Origin of the sequence: Streptomyces sp. AK02-01A, assembly GCF_033795305.1 — a bacterium.
In the GTDB taxonomy this organism is placed as follows: domain Bacteria; phylum Actinomycetota; class Actinomycetes; order Streptomycetales; family Streptomycetaceae; genus Streptomyces.
In genome coordinates this window covers 479,538-501,685 of sequence record NZ_JARBAE010000001.1, presented here as the reverse complement: position 1 = coordinate 501,685, position 22,148 = coordinate 479,538, and the positions used below count along the sequence as shown (strand labels likewise).

Genomic DNA, 22,148 nt, shown 5'->3' with positions numbered 1-22,148 from the left:
TCCACCGTCCCGTCCCCCGCCCGTCGTCCCCGCCCCTGTCACGCTCATCGCTGACACGGGCGGGGAACCGGCACCGCGTGGTCCAGCCGCCCGTGCGGACGCCCATAAGGACATCAGGCTGTCCACTGGTCGAACGCGAGCTTCGCGACCAGCGAGAACACCACCACCAGCAGCACCCCGCGGACGAACTCGCTGCCCTTCCTGAGCGCCATCCGCGCGCCGAACATCCCGCCCGCCAGATTGAACACCGCCATCAGCGCGGCCAACCGCCACATCACCGTGCCCTGGTAGGCGAACATCGCGAGCGCGCCGCCGTTGGTGCATACGTTCACGATCTTCGCGGTGGCGGACGCGGTCACCAGATCGAGGTGGAGTACGGCGGTCAGCGCGAGGACCAGAAAGGTCCCGGTGCCCGGCCCGAACAGCCCGTCGTAGAAGCCGATGCCGCCGCCGACCAGGACGATCGCGGTGACCGTACGACGGCGTGTGACCGGTCCGCCCGCCTGCGCCCTGCCGAAGGACGGACGCAGCAGCACAAAGGCCGCCACTCCCAGCAGCACCACCATGATCACGGGTCGCAGCACCTCGCTGCTGATCCCGGCCGCGAAGAAGGCGCCCGTCATCGAGCCGACAAGCGCCGTGAGCCCTATTCGCAGGGCCGTCCTCATATCGACCGGCGCCTTGCGGAGATAGGTCACCGCCGCGCCCGTCGTGCCGACGATGGCCACCGCCTTGTTGGTGCCGAGGATGTTCGCGGCGGGTACGTGCGGCAGGCCGAGCAGCATCGCGGGCAGGAGCAGCAGCCCTCCGCCGCCCACCACGGCATCGATCCAGCCGGCCCCGGCCGCGGCGAGGCAGAGCAGAACGAGCGTGGTCAGCGAGATGTCGGGCATGGCCGCGAGCCTATGGGACGAGATGCGTGCCCTGTCCATCGACCTCGGACGGCATGCGCCACGCGCCACTCCGCCCGGCCACCGTCCCGGCCCGTCTGCCACCATTGGCCTGCCGCCCTCACAGTCCGGTCCCGGCCGCGCTGAGGGCAGCGTTCCGTACGGGAAACGGCGGCGATCCGGCCGGGTAACAGCCGCCGCGCAGGCTGCCGGACATGACCTCGGACATCGTGGTGATCGGCGCCGGTCTGGCGGGCACGCGGCTGGCGGTGCGTGCCCGGCAGCTCGGCGCGGACGTCACCGTCCTCGGTGAGGAGCCGCACGCTCCCTACAACAGAGTGCTGCTCGCGGAGGTGCTCGCCGGCCGGTACGGACCCGAGGTGATCGCGCTGCCCGGGACGCCCGTACGGCGCGGAATCCGCGCGGTCCGCGTCGACCGGACGGCGCGGACGGTGCACTGCGCCGACGGCGGCGCGATCGGATACGGCACGCTGGTCCTGGCGACCGGTTCGAATCCGGTACTGCCGCCGCTGCTCGGACCGGATGCCGGTGAGCTGCCGGACGGCGTGCGTCCGTTCCGTACGATGGACGACTGCCTGGCGCTCGCCGCGGCCGTACGTCCCGGAGCACGCGCGGTCGTCATCGGCGGCGGGCTGCTCGGAGTGTCGGCGGCCCGGGCGCTGGCCGAGCGAGGCGCGGAGGTGCTGCTGGCCCAGCAGGGCGAGCGTCTCATGGAGCGCCAACTCGACGCGGCGGCGGGCGCGCTGGTCCGTGCTCATCTCGAAGAGCTCGGTGTGGAGGTGCACACCGAGTGCCGGGTCCGGCGGCTGCGCGGCCCGCGCGGTACGACCGCCGAACTGGCCGACGGCCATGTCCTCGACGCGGATCTGGTGGTCCTGGCCTGCGGAGTACGGCCCCGCACCGGCCTGGCCCGGTCCGCCGGGCTGCTTGTGCGCGACGGGATCGTGGTCGACGACGAGCTGCGCACATCGGACCCGGACATCCGCGCCATCGGTGACTGCGCGGAACACGCGGGCCGCGTCTACGGCCTCGCGGGTCCGGCGCTGGAACAGGCCGATGTGCTGGCGCGGTCGCTGACATCACCGGGGCCGCGCTACCCGGGGACCCGCGCGCTGACCCGTCTCACCCTGCCCGGCCCGCTCGCCGCCGCGCACGACGCGCCGCCGCGGCAGAGCCGTACCGGCACCGTCGCCGGTTCCCGCCCGCTCGATCTGGCCGTCTTCGGACAGCCGGACCCTCTCCCCGGCGACGATGTCGTCCAGCTCGCGGACGCCACCCGCCGCGCGTACCGCAAGGTCGTCGTCCGCGAGGACCGGCTGGTCGGCGGCGTGCTCATCGGAGATCTCGCCGCCGTCGGCGCACTCGCCCGCACCTGGGAGAGCGACGAACCGCTGCCGTCCGCCACGCCACTGCTTCACCTGCTCACCGCCGATGGAGGCTTCTGAGATGTCCACTCCCACGATCGTGCTCGTCGGCCACGGCATGGTCGGTCAGCGGTTTCTGGAGGCCCTCGCCGAGCGCGGCGTGCTCTCCCGCGCCCGTGTGGTGGTGCTCTGCGAGGAGCCCAGGCCCGCCTATGACCGGGTCCGGCTGACCTCGTACTTCTCCGGCCGTACACCTGAGGAACTCGCGCTCGCCGAACCGGACTTCATGACGCGGCACGGGATCGAGCCATATCTCGGCGATCCGGCCGAGACCGTCGACCGCATCGCGCGCACGGTCACCTCGCGGGCCGGACGGACCTTCCGCTACGACACGCTGGTGCTCGCCACCGGCTCCTATCCCTTCGTGCCGCCCGTGCCCGGCAAGGACGCGGCCGGCTGCTTCGTCTACCGCACGATCGAGGATCTCCTCGCGATCGAGGAGTACGCGAAGACGGCCCGCACCGGTGCGGTCGTCGGCGGCGGGCTGCTCGGCCTGGAGGCGGCCGGCGCGCTCAAGGGACTCGGGCTCGACACCCATGTCGTCGAGTTCGCGCCTCGGCTGATGCCCGTCCAGATCGACGGAGGCGGCGGCGCGGCCCTGCTGCGCACCATCGAATCCATGGGACTGACGGTGCACACGGGCGTGGGAACGCGGGAGGTGACGACGGACGCCAAAGGCGCGGTCAACGGCATGGCGCTGTCGGACGGCTCGGTCCTCGCCACCGATCTCGTCGTCTTCTCCGCCGGTGTACGTCCCCGGGACCAGCTCGCCCGCGACTCCGGTCTGACGGTCGGCGAACGCGGCGGCATCGCCGTCGACGAGTGGTGCCGCACCTCCGACCCGGCCGTCTTCGCGATCGGCGAGTGCGCGCTGGCCTCGGACGGCCGGGTGTACGGGCTGGTGGCGCCCGGCTACGAGATGGCCGTCACCGTCGCCGGCGTACTGGCGCGCGAAGGAGGAAGCGACGCCGGAAGCGCCGAAGCCGACAGAAACACAACCGGCGGCTTCACCGGCGCCGATCTCTCGACCAAGCTCAAGCTGCTCGGTGTGGACGTGGCGTCGTTCGGCGACGCGCACGGCGCCGCTCCCGGCTCTCTGGACGTCATCTACGCGGACTCCCGCTCCGGCGTCTACAAGAAGCTGGTGATCGATCCGGACGGCACTCTGCTCGGCGGTGTCCTCGTGGGTGACGCCGACGCCTACGGCATGCTGCGTCCGCTCACCGGCTCCGTACCGCCCGTCCCGCCGGAACAGTTGGTCCTGCCCGCGAGCGCCGGCGCACCGGCGGCGCTCGGCCCGGCGGCGCTGCCGGACAGCGCGGTGATCTGTAGCTGTCACAACGTCAGCAAAGATGCGATCGCCGCCTGCGCCACCCTCTCCGAGGTGCGCGAGCGCACCAGGGCGGGCACGGGGTGCGGTAGCTGCGTCAAGGTCATCGGACAGCTCCTGCCCACGAGCGGCGACGGCGACAAGGGACTGTGCGGCTGCTTCCCGCACAGCCGGAGCGAGTTGTACGAGATCGTCCGCACGCTGCGCGTCACGTCGTACGCCGCACTCCTCGACTCGCACGGCCGCGAGCGGGCCCGCGGCGGCGACGGCTGCGAGATCTGCAAGCCGGCCGTCGCCTCGGTCATCGCCTCGCTCGCGCCGGCACTGGGTGTGAGCGGCTATGTCCTGGACGGCGAACAGGCGGCGCTCCAGGACACCAACGACCATTTCCTGGCGAACATCCAGCGCAACGGGTCGTATTCGATCGTGCCGCGGATTCCCGGCGGCGAGATCAGCCCGGAGAAACTGATCGTGATCGGTGAGGTGGCCCGGGACTTCGGTCTCTATACGAAGATCACGGGTGGTCAGCGGATCGATCTGCTCGGCGCGCGGGTGGAGCAGTTGCCGCTGATCTGGACCCGGCTGGTGGACGCGGGTTTCGAGTCGGGACACGCGTACGGCAAGTCGCTGCGGACGGTCAAGTCCTGTGTGGGACAGAGCTGGTGCCGCTATGGCGTACAGGACTCGGTACGGATGGCCATCGATCTGGAGCTGCGCTACCGGGGCCTGCGCGCGCCGCACAAGCTGAAGTCGGCGGTGTCGGGCTGCGCGCGGGAGTGCGCGGAGGCGCGCGGCAAGGACTTCGGAGTGATCGCCACGGCGAACGGCTGGAACCTGTACGTCGGCGGCAACGGCGGCGCGAATCCGCGCCACGCGAACCTGCTCGCGCAGGATCTGCCGGACGCGGAGCTGGTGCGGCTGATCGACCGGTTCCTGATGTTCTACATCCGCACCGCGGACCGGCTGGAGCGCACCTCCGCCTGGCTGGAGCGGATCGAAGGCGGACTCGGGCATGTCCGGGACGTGGTGGTCCATGACACGCTGGGACTCTGCGCCGAACTGGAACAGCTCATGGCCGCGCATGTGACCGGATACCGCGACGAGTGGGCGGAGACGATCAGCGATCCGGAGCGGCTGCGGCGCTTCGTGTCCTTCGTCAACGCGCCTCAGGCGCCGGATCCTTCGGTGAAGTTCGTGGCGGAACGCGACCAGGTCAGGCCGGACCTGACGGTCCTCGTCCCGGAAGGAGCGACGGTCCGATGACCGCGCCCGCGCATACGGCCGAGGACGCGGCGACGCGTCCCGGCACACTGGCGCTCCGGCTCGGTGACGGATGGTTCACGGTCTGCGCGCTGTCCGTCCTCACTCCGGGCCGGGGCGTGGCGGCGCTGCTGCCGGACGGCCGGCAGGCGGCCGTGTTCCTGGACCGCGCCGGACATCCGTACGCGATCGACAACCGCGACCCGTACTCCGGCGCGCAGGTCCTGTCCCGTGGCCTGCTCGGCGCCCGCGACGGACGTCCGTACGTGGCGTCTCCGCTGCTCAAGCAGCGCTTCGACCTGACGACGGGACGCTGTCTGGACGACGAGTCGGTGTCCGTCCGGGTTTATCCGTCGCGGATCGCCGGCCGGTAGTTCGCCGGCCGGCGGACCGTCGGCCGGCGGATCGCCGGACAGCGGCGTCTGCGCGTCGGAGCGGCCCGCCGGGGTGCGGTACGCGTGCCTCCGCACCCCGGAAGGCCGTCGCGACCTGTGAACTCAGTCCTGAGCCTCGACGGCCGCCGGGTCCATCCACACCACTTCCCAGATGTGGTGGTCCGGGTCCTGGAAGGAACGGTTGTACATGAAGCCTTGGTCGATGGTCTCGCCGGCCGGTGAGCCGCCGGACGCGAGAGCGGCGTCGGCGATCTCGTCGACCTTCTCGCGGCTCTCGACACCGAGCGCCAAGATCACCTCCGTGGTCTTCGAGGCGTCCGCGACCTCCTTCGAGATGAATTCCTTGAACTTCGACTCCTCCAGGAGCATCGCGTAGATCGTGTCGCTGATGACCAGGCAGGCGGACCGCTCGTCGGAGAACTGCGGGTTGAACGAGTAACCGAGCTTGCCGAAGAACGACTTGGAGGTCTCCAGGTCCTTCACGGGAAGATTGACGAAGATCAGGGTGGGCATGAGCCTTCTCTTTTCTGTCCGAGCCTGTCCGAGCTTGTACGGCTTAATCCGATTCCGTACGAGCCTGTCCGAGCCTGTCCGGCGGCAGGGCCGGTGTCGTGGGCTTTCGGAGAGGTGGACCGGCGGCTCCGGCCGAACTCATCGCCGTTCGGAGAAAATCTTCACGAGTTTTCCGGAACACCGGCCGGCTCTCCGGGACGGGCCGGTGTCACTCGCAAGACACGCGCGCTCACCGTGCGTTCAGGCGGCGGCCATTCAGGGCTTATAGGCTCCACCGACGTGCGACCCCGCCGCGCTGTCCGGCGCCGCGGGGCGGTCACGACACCCCCATGGAGCGACCAGTGGAACGTCGCAGTTTCCTGCGCGGAGCTGTCATCGGCACCTCGGCCGCGGCCCTCGGCGGCACTCTGTGGCGCGGCGCGGCAATCGCCGCGCCCGCCCAGCCCGGAGCCGGTCCCTACGGAGCACTCGGCGCGGCGGACGCCAACAACATCCGGCTGCCGGCCGGATTCACCAGCCGCGTCATCGCCCGGTCCGGGCAGCGGGTCACCGGCACGTCGTACACCTGGCACAACGCGCCGGACGGCGGCGCCTGTTACGCGGACGGCACCGGCTGGATCTATGTCTCCAACTCGGAGATCGACCCGTCGGGCGGCGCGAGCGCGGTCCGGTTCTCCTCGGCCGGCGCCATCACCGCCGCCTACCGCGTCCTCTCCGGCACCCGCCAGAACTGCGCGGGCGGCAAGACTCCGTGGAACACCTGGCTCTCCTGCGAGGAGGTGGACCGCGGCTATGTCTACGAGACCGACCCGTGGGGCGTGAAGACGCCGGTCCGCCGGGACGCGATGGGCCGCTTCAAGCACGAGGCCGCCGCCGCCGACCCCGTACGGAAGACCGTCTATCTGACCGAGGACACCACCGACGGCTGCTTCTACCGCTTCACGCCGGCCACCTGGGGCGATCTGTCCGCGGGCCGGCTGGAGGTGCTCGTCGCCGGTACGGCCACCAGCGGGCCGGTGAGCTGGGCGACCGTCCCCGATCCCGGCGGCTCCACGGCCACCCGCGACCAGGTGTCGGGCGCCAAGCGTTTCAACGGCGGCGAAGGCTGCTATTACGCCGACAACACCTGCTGGTTCACCACCAAGGGCGACAACCGCGTCTGGCAGTACAACGCCGCCGCGAACACGATCGAGCTGGCCTACGACGACTCGCTCGTGTCCGGTACGGCGCCGCTGACCGGCGTCGACAATGTCACCGGGTCCGGATCCGGCGATCTGTTCGTCGCGGAGGACGGCGGCAATCTGGAGATCTGTGTGATCACTCCGGACGATGTCGTCGCACCGTTCCTGCGGGTCGGCGGCCAGTCCGGTTCCGAGATCACCGGACCGGCCTTCTCGCCGGACGGCAAGCGGCTGTACTTCTCCAGCCAGCGCGGCACCAGCGGAAGCTCTTCCGGCGGCATCACCTACGAGGTGACGGGTCCGTTCCGGACATAAAGACCACTCGAAGGAGTGACGCCAGGCGTGGAAACGTCCGGCGCGGTGACGAAGAGGCGGGCGCCCCGCACAGGCACCCGCCTCTTCTCTGTGCCCCGGAGCCGTTCCACCGGCCCGGTGAGGGTCGGGATGAACCGGCGGCGACGGCTCCGGTGTCCTGCGGCGGAGCATCCTGGGCGACGGCCGTGCGGGAACAGGAACGCCCGGAGCCGCCGGGTGTCGTCAGCGGGAGTCGCTGCCGCCCTGCTGGGCCGCCGCGCGGCCCGCCTCCAGCCGCGCCACCGGGATCCGGAACGGCGAGCAGGAGACATAGTCCAGGCCCACCTCGTGGAAGAAGTGCACCGACTCCGGATCACCGCCGTGCTCACCGCAGATGCCCAGCTTGAGATCGGGCCGGGTGGCGCGGCCCGCCTCGACCGCGCTCCGCACGAGCGCGCCCACGCCGTCCCGGTCGATCGTCTCGAACGGCGAGACTCCGAAGATGCCCTTCTCCAGATAGGCCGTGAAGAAGCTCGCCTCCACATCGTCGCGGGAGAAGCCCCATACGGTCTGGGTCAGGTCGTTCGTACCGAACGAGAAGAACTCCGCGGCCTCCGCGATCTGTCCCGCGGTCAGCGCGGCGCGCGGCAGCTCGATCATCGTGCCGAGCGCCAGCTTGATCTCGACGCCCGTGGTCCGCTCGACCTCGGCGATGACCAGCTCGGCCTCGTCCCGGACGATCTCCAGCTCCTGGACGGTGCCCACCAGCGGAATCATGATCTCCGCACGCGGGTCGCCGTTGGCGTTCTTGCGCTCGGCGACCGCCTCCGCGATGGCCCGCACCTGCATGGTGAACAGCCCGGGAATGACCAGACCGAGCCGGACCCCGCGCAGTCCCAGCATCGGATTCTGCTCGTGCAGCCGGTGGACGGCCTGGAGGAGACGCAGATCGTTCTCGTTGTGGTCCTTGCGTGCCTCGGCGAGCGCGACCCGGACCGACAGTTCGGTGATGTCCGGCAGGAACTCGTGCAGCGGCGGATCGAGCAGACGCACCGTGACCGGAAGCCCGTCCATCGCCTCGAACAGCTCGACGAAGTCCTTCCGCTGGAGCGGCAGCAGGCCCGCCAGCGCCTCGCCGCGCTCGTCGTCCGTGTCGGCGAGGATCAGCCTCTCGACCATGCCGCGGCGCTCACCGAGGAACATGTGCTCGGTCCGGCACAGCCCGATGCCCTGAGCGCCGAAACGGCGGGCGCGCAGCGCGTCCTCGGCGTTGTCGGCGTTGGCGCGCACGCGCAGCCTGCGGCGGCGGTCGGCGTACGCCATCATCCGGTGGACGGCCTCGACCAGTTCGTCGGCGTCGTCGGCGCCCGCGTGCATCCGTCCCTCGAAGTACTCCACGACCGGTGACGGGACGACAGGGACCTCGCCGAGATAGACCTTGCCGGTGGAGCCGTCGACGGAGATGACGTCGCCCTCCTCGATAACGGTCCCGTTCACGGTCATCCGGCGCGCCTTGGTGTCGACCTCCAGCTCCTCGGCGCCGCACACACAGGTCTTGCCCATGCCGCGCGCGACGACGGCGGCATGCGAGGTCTTGCCGCCGCGCGAGGTCAGAATGCCCTCGGCGGCGATCATGCCGTCGAGGTCGTCGGGGTTGGTCTCGCGGCGGACGAGGATGACCTTCTCGCCCGACCGCGACCACTTGATGGCGGTGTACGAGTCGAAGACCGCCTTGCCGACGGCCGCGCCGGGCGAGGCCGCGATCCCTCGCCCGAGCAGCTCGCGCTTGGCGCTGTCGTCGAAGCGCGGGAACATGAGCTGGGCGAGCTGGGCGCCGTTGACGCGCTGGAGCGCCTCCGCCTCGTCGATCAGGCCCTGGTCGACAAGCTGGGTGGCGATCCGGAAGGCGGCGCCGGCGGTGCGCTTGCCGACGCGGGTCTGGAGCATCCACAGCCGGCCGCGCTCGATGGTGAACTCGATGTCGCACAGATCCCGGTAGTGCGTCTCCAGCGTCTCCATGATCTGCATGAGCTGGTCGTAGGACGCCTTGTCGATGGTCTCCAGTTCGGCGAGCGGGACGGTGTTGCGGATGCCCGCGACGACATCCTCACCCTGCGCGTTCTGGAGGTAGTCGCCGTACACGCCCTGCTGGCCGCCGGCCGGGTCGCGGGTGAAGGCGACCCCGGTGCCACCGCCCTTGGAGGTCGCTGTCGGGCCGAGATTGCCGAAGACCATCGAACAGATGCTGACGGCGGTGCCGAGGTCGCCGGGGATGCGCTCCTGACGGCGGTAGAGCTTGGCCCGGTCGGTGTTCCACGAGTCGAAGACCGAGCGGATCGCGAGGTCCATCTGCTCGCGCGGATCCTGCGGGAAGTCGCGGCCCGCCTCCCGGGAGACGATCTTCTTGAACTGCTTGACCAGCTCCTTGAGGTCCTCGGCCGCCAGCTCCACATCGCTGTCGGCCTTCCCGGCCCGCTTGGCCTCGTCCAGCGCCACCTCGAAGAGTTCGCCGTCGACACCGAGCACGGTCTTGCCGAACATCTGGATGAGCCTGCGGTACGAGTCCCAGGCGAAGCGCTCGTCGCCGGCCTGCGCGGCGAGCCCGGCGACGGAGTCGTCGGAGAGTCCGACGTTGAGGACGGTGTCCATCATGCCGGGCATGGAGAACTTGGCTCCGGAGCGTACGGAGACGAGCAGCGGGTCGTCGGCCTGACCGAGCTTCTTGCCCATCCGCCGCTCAAGGGCGTCGAGGTGCACACTCACCTCGTCGTGCAGCGCGGCCGGTTCCTTACCGCTGTCGAGATAGACGTTGCACGCCTCGGTGGTGATGGTGAAGCCCGGAGGGACGGGCAGCCCGAGGTTGGTCATCTCGGCGAGATTGGCACCTTTGCCGCCGAGGAGATGCTTCAGATCCTTGTTGCCCTCGGTGAAGTCGTAGACGAACTTCACGTCCTGGGGCTCGGGGATGGCTACGTGGGAATCTTGGTTCTCCGGCACGGGTCTCGGCTCCTAGGACGCGGTGGCTGCCCTGACGGCGAGGAACATACCCAGATCGAAGGTGCCTGGGTACGGCCACTTGCCGGTCATACGGCCGCAACCACTCGTCCGCCACTGGATCGAAAGTGACCGGCGGGTAGTCGGCGAGCGCCGGCTTCTTCATTCCTCGAAGCGAGCATGACCCGCTCATGACCGCATACGCTCACATGAGCGACAGCTTCCACGGTTGAGTTTACGATCTGAACGCGGAAGGGGTGGCACCCCATGCCACCCCTTCCGGAGATACAGCCGGCCGTCATCCGCTCGTCTGAGCGTCCGCTCTATCAAACGTGGCGAGAATCACTCTCCGAACGGCCCTCTGGTTCCGGCATCCGGACCGCCTCGCGCGCAGTCGCGCAGCACCCGGAGATCGACCTCTTCCAGGCTCTGGGCGAAGTACCGACCGGCCGCCGGGTCCACCGGCAGCAGCGACGGCACCACCAGCACCACGCACCCGGCGGCCTGCGCCGAGGCGCTGCCGTCCGGCGAGTCCTCCACCGCCACACAGGCTCCGGTCCCGACACCGAGACGCTCGGCCGCCGCCCGGTACGGATCCGGATGCGGCTTGGTCCGTACGGTGTCGTCGGCCGACAGCGTGAAGGCGAAGCGGACATCGGCCAGCGAGCCCGCCACCACCGAGTCCACCACGGCCCGTGGTGAGGCGCTCACCAGCGCGAACGGCACCTCGGCCCGCTCCAGCTCGGCCAGCAGCCGGCGGGCGCCGGGCCGCAGCGGAGCGCCGGCCTCCACTCGCCGGAAGAAGGAGCCGGCCAGCTCGGCGGCCACGCGCTCCCGGGAGCCGGTGCCCGCGACCCGTACCAGATGAGCGGCGGTGTCGGCGACGGCCCGGCCCACGACCTCCGGCGCGTCCGCGCCGGTGAGCCGGTGGCCGAGGCCCGCCGCGATCTCGTCCGCCGTGTTCCACCACAGCACCTCGGTGTCGACCAGGGTGCCGTCCATGTCGAAGAGCACGGCCGCGGGGCTGGTCACGCGTCCTTGCCGGACGTCGCCGTGCCCGCGGCGGCCGGTACGACCAGCACCGGGCGCTGCGCGGGCGTGACCGTCGCGCGTACGCCCGGCGCCAGCTCACCGGCGTCCCGCGACGGCACATCGGCCTTGACCGAGCCGCCGCCGGGCAGATCGAGCAGCACCCGGGTGACCGAGCCGAAGAAGGACGCGGAGACGACCGTGGCCGTGCCCGCCGGGTCGGCGGTGGCGCTGACATTCTCCGGCCGGATCAGCACCTCCACCTCCCGGCCCGCCGGGATCTCGCCGTCGACGGGCAGCGTGGAGCCCGCGACCTCGACCCGGCCGCCGTCGGTGAGATGTCCGGGCAGCCGGTTCATCGTGCCGACGAATTCGGCGACAAAGGCCGTGGCGGGCCGCTCGTACAGCTCGGCCGGTGGCGCGCACTGCTCCAGGCGGCCCGCGTTGAGCACGGCGACCCGGTCGGCCATGGACAGCGCCTCCTCCTGGTCGTGCGTGACGAAGATGGTGGTGATGCCCAGCGAGAGCTGGAGCCGCCTGATCTCCTCGCGCAGCGTCAGCCGGACCTTGGCATCGAGTGCCGACAGTGGTTCGTCCAGCAGCAGGACGCGCGGACGCAGGGCCAGCGCACGGGCGAGCGCGACGCGCTGCTGCTGGCCGCCGGACATCTGGTGCGGAAAGCGGTCACCGTGCTGCGGCAGGCCGACGAGTTCCAGGAGTTCGGCCGCGCGGGCGTGCCGCTCGGCGCCGGAGACCTTGCGCACCCGCAGCCCGAAGGCGACGTTGTCACGGGCGTTGAGGTGCGGGAAGAGGCTGTACGACTGGAAGACCATGCCCGCGTCCCGCCGGTTGGCGGGCACCCGGGTGATGTCCTGGCCGTCCACCAGCACCTCGCCGGCGTCGTGCCGCTCGAAGCCCGCGAGCACGCGGAGCGCCGTGGTCTTGCCGCAGCCGGACGGGCCCAGCAGAGCGAGCAGCTCACCGGGCCTGGCCGTGAGGTCGAGGCCGTTCAGCGCGACGGTGGAGCCGAACGCCCGGCGCAGTCCGCGGAATTCGACCAGCGCGCCGGCCGCGGCCGTCTGCTCCGGCCGCTCGGCGGTCGCTGTGGAGGTGGATGACATGGGGGCTACTCCTTGCCGGAGGCGGGCGTGGGTGCGGAGGGAGCGGCGGAACCGGCCGCGGCACTGGCCCCGGCCCGGGCCCCGGCGCGGGAGAGGACCAACAGCAGCGCCCAGGCGATCAGCAGACTGAGCAGGGACACGGCGACGGACGTCTGTGCCTGGTTGCCCGAAATGGACACGATCCACACGGCGAAGGGCCGGAAGCCCAGCAGCGCGGCGATGGTGTATTCGCCCAGGACCAGCGCCAGCGTCAGGAAGGAGGCGCCGGCGAGCGACGAGCGCAGATTGGGCAGGACGACCCGGACGATCACGTACGGCATGCTCGCTCCGCAGTTGCGGGCGGCCTCCACCAGGGTCGGCACATCGACGGCGCGCAGTCCGGCGTCCAGCGAGCGGTACACGAACGGCAGCGCGAGGACGGTGTAGGCGAACACCAGCACCAGCGGGAACGACTCGTTCTGGACGGCGATGAACGTCTGGTACAGCGGCGTGGTGGAGAGATACTCGGGACCCCAGCGCAGCACGGTGGTGATGCCGCTGACCAGCGCGATGGGCGGCACGACCAGCGGCAGGGTGCAGACGATCTCGACGAAGGGCCGCAGCCGCGGCGCGCCGAGCCGCACGGCCACCAGCGCCGGCACCGCCAGCAGCAGTGAGAGCGCGATGGTGGCGGCGGCGAGGCCGAGCGAGAGCAGCAGGCTCTGGGAGAAACCCTCGGCGGACAGGATTCCGCTGTACGCGTCGAAGGAGACGCCCTGTCCTGGAATGTGCACCGTGAAGACGAACGAGGCCAGCAGCGGTACGAGGAAGTAGATCCCGGCCAGGCCCAGGACGGCGCCGCGCCAGACGCGCGGCCGTGGCCGGGCCGCCTTGTTCCGCCGCGACGGGTTCCGCGGGGCGGCGGGAGCCGTGGAGGCGGTGGGTGTCAGTGCAGCCATCGGGTGCTCCGTCGCTGGAGGGGCAGATAGACCGCCATGACCAGGCCGGCGATCACGATCATGTCGAGGCTCAGTGCGAGCGCCACATTCTCCTGACCGACCTGGACATTGCCGGAGAGCGCGTCCGCGATCTTCAGGGTGACCAGCGGGACGGAACCGCCGACCAGCGCGGCGGCCGTGGCGTACGCGGCGAAGGCGCTGCCGAAGAGCAGCACGAAACCGCCGAGCAGGGTGGGCGCGAGGACCGGCAGTCCGACATGGCGCCAGAACTGCCAGGAGGTGGCTCCGGCGTTCTGCGCGGCCTCGCGCCACTGCGGGCGCAGCCCGTCCAGCGCCGGGACGCTGACCAGCACCATCAGCGGCACCAGGAAGTACAGATAGATCACACAGAGCCCGGTGAAGGAGTACAGGTTCCAGCCGGCCGCTTCGAGATGGATGAGCTGGGTGACCACACCGGAGATGCCGAGGGTGGCGACAAAGGCGAAGGCGAGCGGGATGCCGCCGAAGTTGGCGAGGACGCCGGAGGCGGTGAGCACGGATTCCCGCAGTGCGCCGCCGCGCGAGGTGACGACGGCCTGGGCGATCAGCATGCCCAGCACGGTGCCGATCAGTGCGGTCAGTGCGGAGAGTTCGACGCTGCTGACCAGGGACGTCAGATACGGGCCCTGGAGCGTGGTCGTGATGTTGGTGCCGGTCGCGGCGACCGCGCCGCTGACCGGGTCGGTGGTGGTGACGGCCCCGTACAGCACGGCACCGAGCGGCAGGCCGAAACAGAGTCCGGCGAAGACGAAGAGCGGGAGGGCGCCGAGCCAGGCGCGCGGCCCCCGCCGACGGCGGCTGCCGTCGGCGGCGCCCGGAGTGGGCGCGGGCACGGCCGGTGCGGCGGCCGGGCCCGGGGCGGGCGTGGTGTGGGCGGACATCAGGAGACGGCCTTGTCCCAGTTCTGGGTCAGTGCGGCCTTCACCTTGTCCAGGTCGGCGGACTCGGGGAACTCCGGCGCGCCCTGGACCTCGGGAAGCTTGGCGACGAGGGCCTTGTCGGCGGTGCCGTCCGTCGTCATCGCGGGCAGCAGTACGGGCCTGGCGTTGCCCGCGAGGAAGAGGTTCTGGCCCTCGGCGCTGTACAGGAACTCCATCCACAGCCGCGCGGCGGCCGGGTGCGGCGCGTCCTTGTTGATGGCCTGCGAGTAGTACTGGGCGTACACGCCGTCCGTCGGGACGGAGACCTTCCAGTCGACGCCCTTGCTCTTGAACTCGTCGGCGTAGCTGGCGTTGAGGTAGTCCCAGTCGATGGAGATGGGCGTCTCGCCCTTCTCGACCGTGGCCGGCGTGGACTCGACGGGGATGAAGTTGCCGCTCTTCTTCAGCTTGCCGAAGAAGTCGATGCCGGGCTGGATGTCGCTGAACGAGCCGCCGTTGGCGAGGGCCGCCGCGTACACGCCGCCGAAGGCGGAGCCGGACTTGTTCGGGTTGCCGTTGAGGGCGACCTTGCCCTTGTACTCGGGCTTGAGGAGATCGGCGAAGGTCGTGGGACAGGCCTTGACGCGGGAGGCGTCGCAGCCGATGGAGATGTAGCCGCCGTAGTCGTTGTACCAGCGGGCGTCCGCGTCCTTCTGGGAGGCCGGGATCTTGTCGTACGCGACGACCTTGTACGGCGCGAAGAGGTTGTCGGCGGCGCCGCTGCGGTCGAACGGGATACCGAGGTCGACGACGTCGGGCGCGCGGTCCTGGCCCTTGCGGGACTTGATCGCGTTGATCTCGTCGGCGCTCGCGGCGTCCGGCGTCTCGACCTTGACCTTGACCTTGTACTTGGCCTCGAACGTCTTGATGATCTCGCCGTAGTTGGCCCAGTCCGGCGGCAGCGCGATCGCGTTGAGCGCGCCTTCCTTCTCCGCCGCGGCGACGAGGTCCCGCATGGTGCCGAAGTCGGCCACGGAGGCGGCGGCACTGCTCTTGACGCCGTCGGCGGCGGCGGGCGCCGCCTCCTCCTTCGCACCGCACGCGGTGAGTGAGGTGAGTGCGACGGTACTGAGCGCCAGGGCGGCTACCAGCCGGCCGTTGGCGCGGACACGCAGTCGGGTCACGCGGTTCTCCCGGGAGTGAAGTGGTGTCACTTGTTCATACAAGCTGGCACCAGTTCGCCCGGTCCGGATGTCTCTGGAGTGAACGTCCAATGACTCGGGCGGCACGTCCCGAGGAAGACCAAACCTCCGGGACTAGCTGCTGAACACACCTTTTCCGGGCGTTCAATGATCAACGCGGCACTCAGAGAGCCGGCGACCCAGTCGAAACGTGCGGTTAGAGTGAAGACCAGGTCCGCGACGGGTAGGCGTACCTGTGCACAGTTCAGGAATTCCACGGGGACGGACCGAGGGGGCAGGCGTGGGCAGTTCGCGCTATCTGGAGATCGCGGAGGCGCTCCGGCAGGCCATCCAGCGAGACGAGTATCCGGTCGGCGCCCGACTGCCTTCGGAGAGCGATCTGGCGGCCCGCTGGTCCGTGTCGCGAGGCACGGTGCGGCAGGCGGTGGGACTGCTCGCGTCGGAGGGCCTGATCGGCTCCCGCCAGGGCGCCAGACGAGTCGTCCTGCGTCAGGAGCGGCGCCACAGCTTCCAGCAGCTCAACAGCTTCGCGCAGTGGGCGCAGGCCATGGGCTGCGAGGTCTCCAGCCGCATCCTCAGCCGTACGGCACGCCCGGTCACACCGGAGGACGCGGCCCGGCTGGGCATCGAGCCGGGCAGTGAGGTGCTGTACGTCCTGCGGCTGCGGTGGCTCGACGGCGAGCCGGTGATGGTCGAGCGCACCGCCTACACGGACTGGGTCGCACCGGTCGTACAGGCACTGCCCGAGGACTGTGTCTCGATCATGAACAGCATCGCGGAGAACGCGGGCATCGTCGCCCACTACGGCGACCATCTCATCGACGCCGTGGCGGCGGGCAGCGAGGACGCCCGGCTGCTCCGGGTCCGCCGCGGCAGCCCGCTGCTCAGACAGCGCCATCTCACGTACACCGCCGCGGGCCGTCCCATCGAGTGGACCGACGACCGCTATCGCGCGGGCAGCGTGGCCTTCAGTGTCACCAACTCCGCGGCCGCGGCGCCGCTGGAGCGCCAGGCGGGCCCGGATGTGACACCTCAGAACGCCCGCGTCACCAGCTAACCAGAGCTCCGGGATCAGCCGCCCGAGGTGTCCAGTTCGGCGTCCGCGCCGATCCCGGCGCAGTCGTACGGGTCCTTCAGCCAGCCGTCCGGCAGGACCACCCGGTTGTTGCCCGACGTACGCCCGCGCGGTCCTTCCGCGCCGTCCGGCCACGGCTGGTCCAGGTCGAGTCCGGCCAGCAGTTCGTCCAGTTCGGCGAGCGAGGAGGTGATCGCCAACTGCTTGCGCATCTGCGAACCGACCGAGAAGCCCTTCAGATACCAGGCCACATGCTTGCGGAAGTCGATCACTCCGCGGGCCTCGTCGCCGATCCACTCGCCCAGCAGTTCCGCGTGCCGTCGCATCACGCCCGCGACCTCGCGCAGTGTCGGACGGGCCTCGCCGGCGCCGGGTCCCGCTCCCTCGAAGGCCGCGACCAGATCACCGAAGAGCCAGGGCCGTCCCAGGCAGCCGCGTCCCACGACCACACCGTCACAGCCGGTCTCGCGCATCATCCGCAGCGCGTCACCGGCCGACCAGATGTCGCCGTTGCCGAGCACCGGGATCTCCGGGACATGCTCCTTGAGCCGCGCGATCGCGTCCCAGTCCGCCGTGCCTCCGTAGTGCTGCGCGGCGGTCCTGCCGTGCAGCGCGATGGCCGTCACGCCCTCCTCGACGGCGATGCGTCCCGCGTCGAGGCAGGTGATGTGGTCGTCGTCGATGCCCTTGCGCACCTTCATCGTGACCGGCAGATCGCCGGCGTTGGAGACCGCCTCACGCAGGATCGCCCGCAGCAGCGGCCGCTTGTACGGAAGAGCCGAACCGCCGCCTCTGCGCGTGACCTTGGGCACCGGACAGCCGAAGTTCAGATCGATGTGATCGGCCAGGCCCTCGTCGACGATCATCCGTACCGCCTTGCCGACGGTGACCGGATCGACTCCGTAGAGCTGGATCGAGCGCGGTGTCTCGGTGGCGTCGAAGTGGATCAACTGCATGGTCTTCTCATTGCGTTCGACCAGCGCGCGTGTGGTGATCATCTCACTGACGAACAGTCCCCTGCCCTCCACCGGCGCGTCCGTCGGGACATGGTCGCCGAATCCCCGCGCGCCCTGGGCGAATTCCCTGCACAGCGTCCTGAAGGGGGCGTTGGTGATTCCGGCCATGGGAGCGAGCACCACCGGAGGCCATACGGTGTGCGGCCCGATGGCGAGCGGAGCGGTCATGAGCGGGGCGAGCGGAGCGGTCATCCGCCCATTGTCGCGCACCACATCATTCATTAGTTAGCCGTACTATCGACGCATGCCCGAGCTCAGCCATCGACGGAAATCACTGGTGCTGGCGATCTGCTGTATGAGCCTGCTGATCGTCAGTCTGGACAACACCGTCCTGAACGTAGCCCTGCCGTCCATGCAGAGGGAACTGCATGCCTCGGTGGCCGGACTGCAGTGGACCATCGACGCCTACACCCTCGTCCTCGCGTCGCTGCTGATGCTCGCGGGCTCCACGGCCGACCGGATCGGCCGCAGACGGGTCTTCAAGGCCGGGCTGGTCATCTTCACGCTCGGCTCGCTCCTCTGCTCTCTCGCGCCGAGCCTCGAATCGCTGGTCGCCTTCCGCATGGTGCAGGCCGTCGGCGGTTCGATGCTCAACCCCGTCGCGATGTCGATCATCACCAACACCTTCACCGGCCCGCGCGAGCGCGCCCGCGCGATCGGCGCGTGGGGCGCCGTCGTCGGCATCTCGATGGCGGCCGGACCACTGGTCGGCGGAGTGCTGGTGGACACGGTCGGCTGGCGGTCGATCTTCTGGATCAATCTCCCGATCGGGCTCGCCGCCCTCCTGCTGACCTGGCGCTATGTCCCGGAGTCCCGCGCTCCGAAGCCCCGCAGGCCCGACCCGGTCGGCCAGGTGCTGATCATCGCCGTCCTCGGCGCGCTGACCTACGCGATCATCGAGGCACCGTCGGCCGGACTGACCTCACCGCTGATCCTGTCCTTCGCCGCCGTCGCGGCGCTCTCGCTGGCCGGTCTGCTCTGGTACGAGCCGAGGCGCGCCGAGCCGCTGATCGATCTGCGGTTCTTCCGCAGCGCGCCGTTCAGCGGCGCGACCGTCATAGCCGTGTGCGGTTTCGCCGCGCTCGGCGGGTTCCTCTTCCTCAACACCCTCTTCCTCCAGGACGTACGGGGCCTCTCCGCGCTGCGCGCCGGGCTGTACATCCTGCCGATGGCGGCCATGACCTTCCTCTGCGCTCCGCTGTCGGGCCGGCTGGTCGGCAGTCGCGGACCACGGCTTCCGCTGCTGATAGCCGGAATAGCCATGACGATCAGCGGTGTGCTGTTCGCCGCCTTCGGCGCGGAGTCGACCACCGCGCTGCTCTTCACCGGATATGTGCTGTTCGGTATCGGCTTCGGCATGGTGAACGCGCCGATCACCAACACCGCCGTCTCCGGGATGCCCCGCTCGCAGGCCGGAGTCGCGGCGGCGGTCGCCTCCACGAGCCGCCAGATCGGACAGACCCTGGGCGTCGCCGTGATCGGCGCGGTGCTGGCGGGCGGCGTCGCGTCGGCGTCGTACGGCGCGGGGTTCACAGACGCGAGCCGGCCCGCCTGGTGGATCATCACGGCCTGCGGCGCCTGCGTCCTGGTGGTGGGACTGCTGACCTCCGGTCTCTGGGCCCGGCGGACCGCGGAGCGGACGGCGCGGCGGCTGGAGGAGAAGTCCGTCGCCGCTCAGACCACGGCGGGCACCAACGCCTGAAGCCGTTCGAGCCGGGCCATGGACTCGTCGTCGACGGGCACATAGCTCACCAGCCGCGGGCCGGAGGACGGTCCGAGCCAGAGATTCGTGTGCTCCAGATTGAGCTGCCCGACCCGGGCGTTGACAAATCTCTTGGTCCTGTCGCCGGTGCCGACCACCTCGTGCCGCTCCCAGATCTCACAGAATTCCGGCGAGGCCGCCCGCAGCCGTCCGAGCAGTGTCTTCCAGGCGGGCTCGGCGAGATGCTCGGCCATGGCGGCCCGGAACTTGGCCGCCATCATCCGGATCGTCTCCTGGCGGTTGCCGAGCGCGGAACGCCACTCCTCGTTGGTGAAGGCCAGCCACATGCAGTTGCGGTCCTCGGGCGGCAGCGCGTCCAGGTCGCACATGAGCCGCCCGTAGACGCTGTTGTACGCGAGGATGTCGTACCGGCTGTTCTGCACACAGGCCGGGAACGGCTCAAGCCGCTCCAGCATCCGCCGCATCGCGGGCGTGACATGAGGACAGGGCGTCCCTGGCGCGGGATCGACGGCGCCCGCCAGCGCGAAGAGATGTGTCCGCTCACTGCGGTCGAGGAGCAGCGCGCGGGCCAGCGCGTCGAGCACCTGCGCGGAGACCTGGATATGCCGGGCCTGCTCCAGCCAGGTGTACCAGGTGACGCCGACGGCGGAGAGCTGAGCGACCTCCTCACGGCGCAGCCCCGGCGTGCGCCGGCGGCTGCCACGCGGCAGGCCGACCTGCTCGGGAGTGATGCGCTCGCGGCGGCTGCGCAGAAATCCCGCCAGCTCGTGCCGCCGGATGTCCGTTTCCTGCGCAGCTACGGTCATCGTTCCAGCTTGCCGCACGCCTCAGCCGATTGCCAGGTAGTCGATGTACCAGGATAAAGACACTCTGGTACCAGGCTCCGCCGAGAGCGATTGTCGATGGGGTGAGCAAAGAAGCATCTGCGCCCGTGCCAGAACCGGTCACCTCGCTGACGAAGTCGGTGAAGACGCGTACGTCGACGAGTCCGGCCGCGACTTCTTCCACCGAGGCGGCCTCCGGCGGATCCGTCATCCATGACCACGGGTCCGTACTCGGCGCCCTCGGTCTGTTCACGGTACTGGTCGGTGCGGCGCTGCCGCTGATCGACTTCTTCATCGTCAATGTCGCTCTGCCGACCATCGACCGCGATCTGGCCGCCGGGCCGGCCCTGCTGGAGCTGGTGGTCGCCGGATACGGGCTCTCGTACGCCGTGCTGCTTGTCCTCGGCGGTCGGCTCGGCGACATGTTCGGCCGCCGAAGGCTCTTCCTCGCCGGGATGGCGGCCTTCGCGATCACCTCACTCGCCTGCGGTCTCGCGCCGAACGCCTGGACGCTGGTCGGCGCCCGGGTGGCACAGGGCGCCGCGGCCGCGCTGATGCTGCCGCAGGTGCTGGCCACCATCCAGTCCGCGACGTCCGGGCCGCGCCGCGCGAAGGCGATCAGCCTGTACGGCGCGACGGCCGGCCTGTCGATGGTCGCGGGCCAGATCCTGGGCGGCGTCCTGGTCGCCGCGGACATCGCCGGCAGCGGCTGGCGGGCGATCTTCCTGGTCAATGTGCCGGTCGCGCTGACGGGCCTGGTGCTGGCGATACGTTCGGTGCCCGAGACCCGCTCCCAGCGGCCCGCGCCCATCGACACACCGGGAACGGTGCTGCTGGCCGTCGCGCTGGTGACACTGCTGGCGCCACTCACGGAGGGCCGGGCGGCCGGCTGGCCGGCCTGGACCTGGGTCTCGCTCGCCGCCTTCCCGATCGCGGCCGTCGCCTTCCATCGCGTCGAGAAACGCGCGGACCGGCAGGGCAGGACACCGCTGGTGCCACCGAGCCTGCTCGCGCTGGTCTCGCTCAGACGAGGGCTGGCGCTGGTACTGCCGTTCTCGATCGGGTTCGGCGGCTTCATGTTCGTGATCGCGATAGCGCTCCAGCAGGGCCTGCACATGGGGGCCGTGGGCGCCGGGACGGCGCTGGTGCCGATGGCCGTGACCTTCTTCGGTGCCTCGCTGGCCGGACCTCGGCTGGTCCGGCGGTACGGCAGCCTCGTGGTGACGGCGGGCGCGGTGTCCCAGGGCGTCGGTGTCGCGCTGCTGGCGCTCGCCGTCTGGGGCGGCTGGCCGTCGGTCGGCTGGCTGGAGCTGCTGCCCGGCATGGCGCTGGCCGGCCTCGGACAGGGCCTCCAACTGCCCGTCCTCTTCCGGATCGTGCTCTCCGACGTACCGTCCGAGCGGGCCGGAGTCGGCAGCGGCGTGATGGTCACGACCCAGCAGTCCGCGCTGGCGCTGGGAGTGGCGACCCTCGGCACGCTCTTCCTGACCCTGGCCGCTTCGGCAGGGATGCGGGACGCGCTGGTGATCACGCTGCTGGCACAGCTCGGCGTGGTCGTGCTGACGGTGCTGCTGAGCCTGCGGCTGCCGCGCTCGGTGAGCTGACGGCCAAGGCCGCTTCATGCCACCGGGCCCGGATCATCTCGCGGTGATCCGGGCCCGGTTCCGTACGGTGAGGGTGTCGGCGCGTCAGTCCTGTGCGGCGGCCTCGTCGTCCGCCCGGTCGTCGGCGGCCGCGTCGTCCTGCTGCTCGCCCTGTCCTGAGGCGCGCTCGCGCATCTTGCGCAGCAGCTCCTGCTTCTGGTCCTCGGCGGCCTTGCGGTCGGCGTTGCGCGCCGGGCCGTTGCCCTGCTGATCGGCGCGGGACAGCTTCTTGCGCTGTCCACCCACGCCGAGAAGGTTGTTGCGGCTCTTTGCCACGGGGTTCTCCCGATGTGATGAGAAGTGATCTGCGGATTCGTCGGTGGGGGGCGGGCTGTGGCCGCCGCGCTCTCACTCGTAGATCTGGAAGAACATGCCC

At 70.3% G+C, this 22,148-nt stretch carries 18 protein-coding genes; 7 read left to right on the top strand and 11 right to left on the bottom strand.

Features of this window, described 5'->3' with window-relative positions; translation table 11 throughout:
* Nucleotides 1–113 precede the first annotated feature (113 nt).
* Entirely contained in the window at nucleotides 114–893 is a 780-nt protein-coding gene (locus tag PV679_RS02135; RefSeq protein WP_319678439.1) for a sulfite exporter TauE/SafE family protein, read from the bottom strand.
* A gap of 212 nt (nucleotides 894–1,105) precedes the next feature.
* Here PV679_RS02135 and PV679_RS02130 point away from each other — a divergent pair, with 212 nt between their 5' ends.
* The 3 genes from PV679_RS02130 to nirD are packed head-to-tail and all read left to right on the top strand — an operon-like array spanning nucleotide 1,106 to nucleotide 5,299.
* On the top strand, nucleotides 1,106–2,356 hold the full coding sequence (locus PV679_RS02130; RefSeq protein ID WP_319678438.1) for an NAD(P)/FAD-dependent oxidoreductase: 1,251 nt from the start codon (nucleotides 1,106–1,108) through the stop codon (nucleotides 2,354–2,356).
* 1 nt (nucleotide 2,357) lies between these two features.
* On the top strand, nucleotides 2,358–4,928 hold the full coding sequence (nirB, locus tag PV679_RS02125; RefSeq protein ID WP_319678437.1) for a nitrite reductase large subunit NirB: 2,571 nt from the start codon (nucleotides 2,358–2,360) through the stop codon (nucleotides 4,926–4,928).
* Nucleotides 4,925–5,299, top strand: coding sequence for a nitrite reductase small subunit NirD (gene nirD / locus PV679_RS02120; RefSeq protein ID WP_319678436.1), 375 nt, complete (start codon nucleotides 4,925–4,927; stop codon nucleotides 5,297–5,299). Before nirB ends, nirD begins: the two co-directional genes overlap by 4 nt.
* 123 nt (nucleotides 5,300–5,422) lie before the next feature.
* Here the strand turns inward: nirD and PV679_RS02115 are convergent, their stop codons facing one another.
* Nucleotides 5,423–5,833 (bottom strand): VOC family protein, encoded by a 411-nt coding sequence (locus PV679_RS02115; RefSeq protein ID WP_319678435.1) that lies wholly within the window; start codon nucleotides 5,831–5,833, stop codon nucleotides 5,423–5,425.
* Between the two features lie 341 nt (nucleotides 5,834–6,174).
* Between PV679_RS02115 and PV679_RS02110 the strand changes: the two genes are divergently transcribed.
* On the top strand, nucleotides 6,175–7,329 hold the full coding sequence (locus tag PV679_RS02110) for an alkaline phosphatase PhoX (protein ID WP_319678434.1): 1,155 nt from the start codon (nucleotides 6,175–6,177) through the stop codon (nucleotides 7,327–7,329).
* A 222-nt stretch (nucleotides 7,330–7,551) separates the two neighbouring features.
* Here the strand turns inward: PV679_RS02110 and ppdK are convergent, their stop codons facing one another.
* The 6 genes from ppdK to PV679_RS02080 all read right to left on the bottom strand — a co-directional run bounded on the left by ppdK (nucleotide 7,552) and on the right by PV679_RS02080 (nucleotide 15,473).
* Nucleotides 7,552–10,305: a pyruvate, phosphate dikinase gene (ppdK, locus tag PV679_RS02105; RefSeq protein WP_416069632.1), complete on the bottom strand. Its 2,754-nt coding sequence runs from the start codon at nucleotides 10,303–10,305 to the stop codon at nucleotides 7,552–7,554.
* Between the two features lie 339 nt (nucleotides 10,306–10,644).
* Nucleotides 10,645–11,334 carry an HAD family phosphatase gene (locus PV679_RS02100; RefSeq protein WP_319678433.1) on the bottom strand — a complete coding sequence of 230 codons (690 nt, stop codon included), beginning with the start codon at nucleotides 11,332–11,334 and terminating at the stop codon, nucleotides 10,645–10,647.
* Nucleotides 11,331–12,452, bottom strand: a complete 1,122-nt coding sequence (locus PV679_RS02095; RefSeq protein ID WP_319678432.1) for an ABC transporter ATP-binding protein — start codon at nucleotides 12,450–12,452, stop codon at nucleotides 11,331–11,333. The genes PV679_RS02100 and PV679_RS02095 overlap by 4 nt, the downstream gene beginning before the upstream one ends.
* Before the next feature lie 5 nt (nucleotides 12,453–12,457).
* Entirely contained in the window at nucleotides 12,458–13,390 is a 933-nt protein-coding gene (locus PV679_RS02090) for an ABC transporter permease (protein WP_319678431.1), read from the bottom strand.
* Complete coding sequence (locus PV679_RS02085; RefSeq protein WP_416069631.1) at nucleotides 13,378–14,310, bottom strand: ABC transporter permease; 933 nt, start codon at nucleotides 14,308–14,310, stop codon at nucleotides 13,378–13,380. The genes PV679_RS02090 and PV679_RS02085 overlap by 13 nt, the downstream gene beginning before the upstream one ends.
* On the bottom strand, nucleotides 14,310–15,473 hold the full coding sequence (locus PV679_RS02080) for an ABC transporter substrate-binding protein (protein ID WP_416069630.1): 1,164 nt from the start codon (nucleotides 15,471–15,473) through the stop codon (nucleotides 14,310–14,312). The genes PV679_RS02085 and PV679_RS02080 overlap by 1 nt, the downstream gene beginning before the upstream one ends.
* Nucleotides 15,474–15,771: 298 nt before the next feature.
* On the opposite strand from PV679_RS02080, the gene PV679_RS02075 reads away from it, so the two are divergent.
* Nucleotides 15,772–16,548, top strand: coding sequence for a GntR family transcriptional regulator (locus tag PV679_RS02075; protein WP_319678430.1), 777 nt, complete (start codon nucleotides 15,772–15,774; stop codon nucleotides 16,546–16,548).
* Nucleotides 16,549–16,562: 14 nt separating this feature from the next.
* Here PV679_RS02075 and dusB read toward each other — a convergent pair whose 3' ends face one another.
* On the bottom strand, nucleotides 16,563–17,774 hold the full coding sequence (dusB, locus tag PV679_RS02070; RefSeq protein WP_319678429.1) for a tRNA dihydrouridine synthase DusB: 1,212 nt from the start codon (nucleotides 17,772–17,774) through the stop codon (nucleotides 16,563–16,565).
* 52 nt (nucleotides 17,775–17,826) lie between these two features.
* Between dusB and PV679_RS02065 the strand changes: the two genes are divergently transcribed.
* Complete coding sequence (locus tag PV679_RS02065; protein WP_319678428.1) at nucleotides 17,827–19,284, top strand: MFS transporter; 1,458 nt, start codon at nucleotides 17,827–17,829, stop codon at nucleotides 19,282–19,284.
* Here the strand turns inward: PV679_RS02065 and PV679_RS02060 are convergent.
* Nucleotides 19,257–20,111 carry a helix-turn-helix transcriptional regulator gene (locus PV679_RS02060; protein ID WP_319678427.1) on the bottom strand — a complete coding sequence of 285 codons (855 nt, stop codon included), beginning with the start codon at nucleotides 20,109–20,111 and terminating at the stop codon, nucleotides 19,257–19,259. The genes PV679_RS02065 and PV679_RS02060 overlap by 28 nt on opposite strands.
* Before the next feature lie 227 nt (nucleotides 20,112–20,338).
* On the opposite strand from PV679_RS02060, the gene PV679_RS02055 reads away from it, so the two are divergent.
* Nucleotides 20,339–21,733, top strand: a complete 1,395-nt coding sequence (locus PV679_RS02055; RefSeq protein WP_319678515.1) for an MFS transporter — start codon at nucleotides 20,339–20,341, stop codon at nucleotides 21,731–21,733.
* A gap of 84 nt (nucleotides 21,734–21,817) precedes the next feature.
* Here PV679_RS02055 and PV679_RS02050 read toward each other — a convergent pair whose 3' ends face one another.
* Nucleotides 21,818–22,048: a DUF6243 family protein gene (locus PV679_RS02050; protein WP_319678426.1), complete on the bottom strand. Its 231-nt coding sequence runs from the start codon at nucleotides 22,046–22,048 to the stop codon at nucleotides 21,818–21,820.
* Nucleotides 22,049–22,148: the final 100 nt, after the last annotated feature.

Bases quoted from the DNA above. Each gene is read 5' to 3' on its own strand.
- PV679_RS02135 (WP_319678439.1), bottom strand. From the start codon at position 893: ATGCCCGACATCTCGCTGACCACGCTCGTTCTGCTCTGCCTCGCCGCG.
- PV679_RS02085 (WP_416069631.1), bottom strand. From the start codon at position 14,310: ATGTCCGCCCACACCACGCCCGCCCCGGGCCCGGCCGCCGCACCGGCC.
- PV679_RS02130 (WP_319678438.1), top strand. From the start codon at position 1,106: ATGACCTCGGACATCGTGGTGATCGGCGCCGGTCTGGCGGGCACGCGG.
- PV679_RS02095 (WP_319678432.1), bottom strand. From the start codon at position 12,452: ATGTCATCCACCTCCACAGCGACCGCCGAGCGGCCGGAGCAGACGGCC.
- PV679_RS02060 (WP_319678427.1), bottom strand. From the start codon at position 20,111: ATGACCGTAGCTGCGCAGGAAACGGACATCCGGCGGCACGAGCTGGCG.
- PV679_RS02065 (WP_319678428.1), top strand. From the start codon at position 17,827: ATGCCCGAGCTCAGCCATCGACGGAAATCACTGGTGCTGGCGATCTGC.
- PV679_RS02115 (WP_319678435.1), bottom strand. From the start codon at position 5,833: ATGCCCACCCTGATCTTCGTCAATCTTCCCGTGAAGGACCTGGAGACC.
- nirD (WP_319678436.1), top strand. From the start codon at position 4,925: ATGACCGCGCCCGCGCATACGGCCGAGGACGCGGCGACGCGTCCCGGC.
- nirB (WP_319678437.1), top strand. From the start codon at position 2,358: ATGTCCACTCCCACGATCGTGCTCGTCGGCCACGGCATGGTCGGTCAG.
- dusB (WP_319678429.1), bottom strand. From the start codon at position 17,774: ATGACCGCTCCGCTCGCCCCGCTCATGACCGCTCCGCTCGCCATCGGG.
- PV679_RS02090 (WP_319678431.1), bottom strand. From the start codon at position 13,390: ATGGCTGCACTGACACCCACCGCCTCCACGGCTCCCGCCGCCCCGCGG.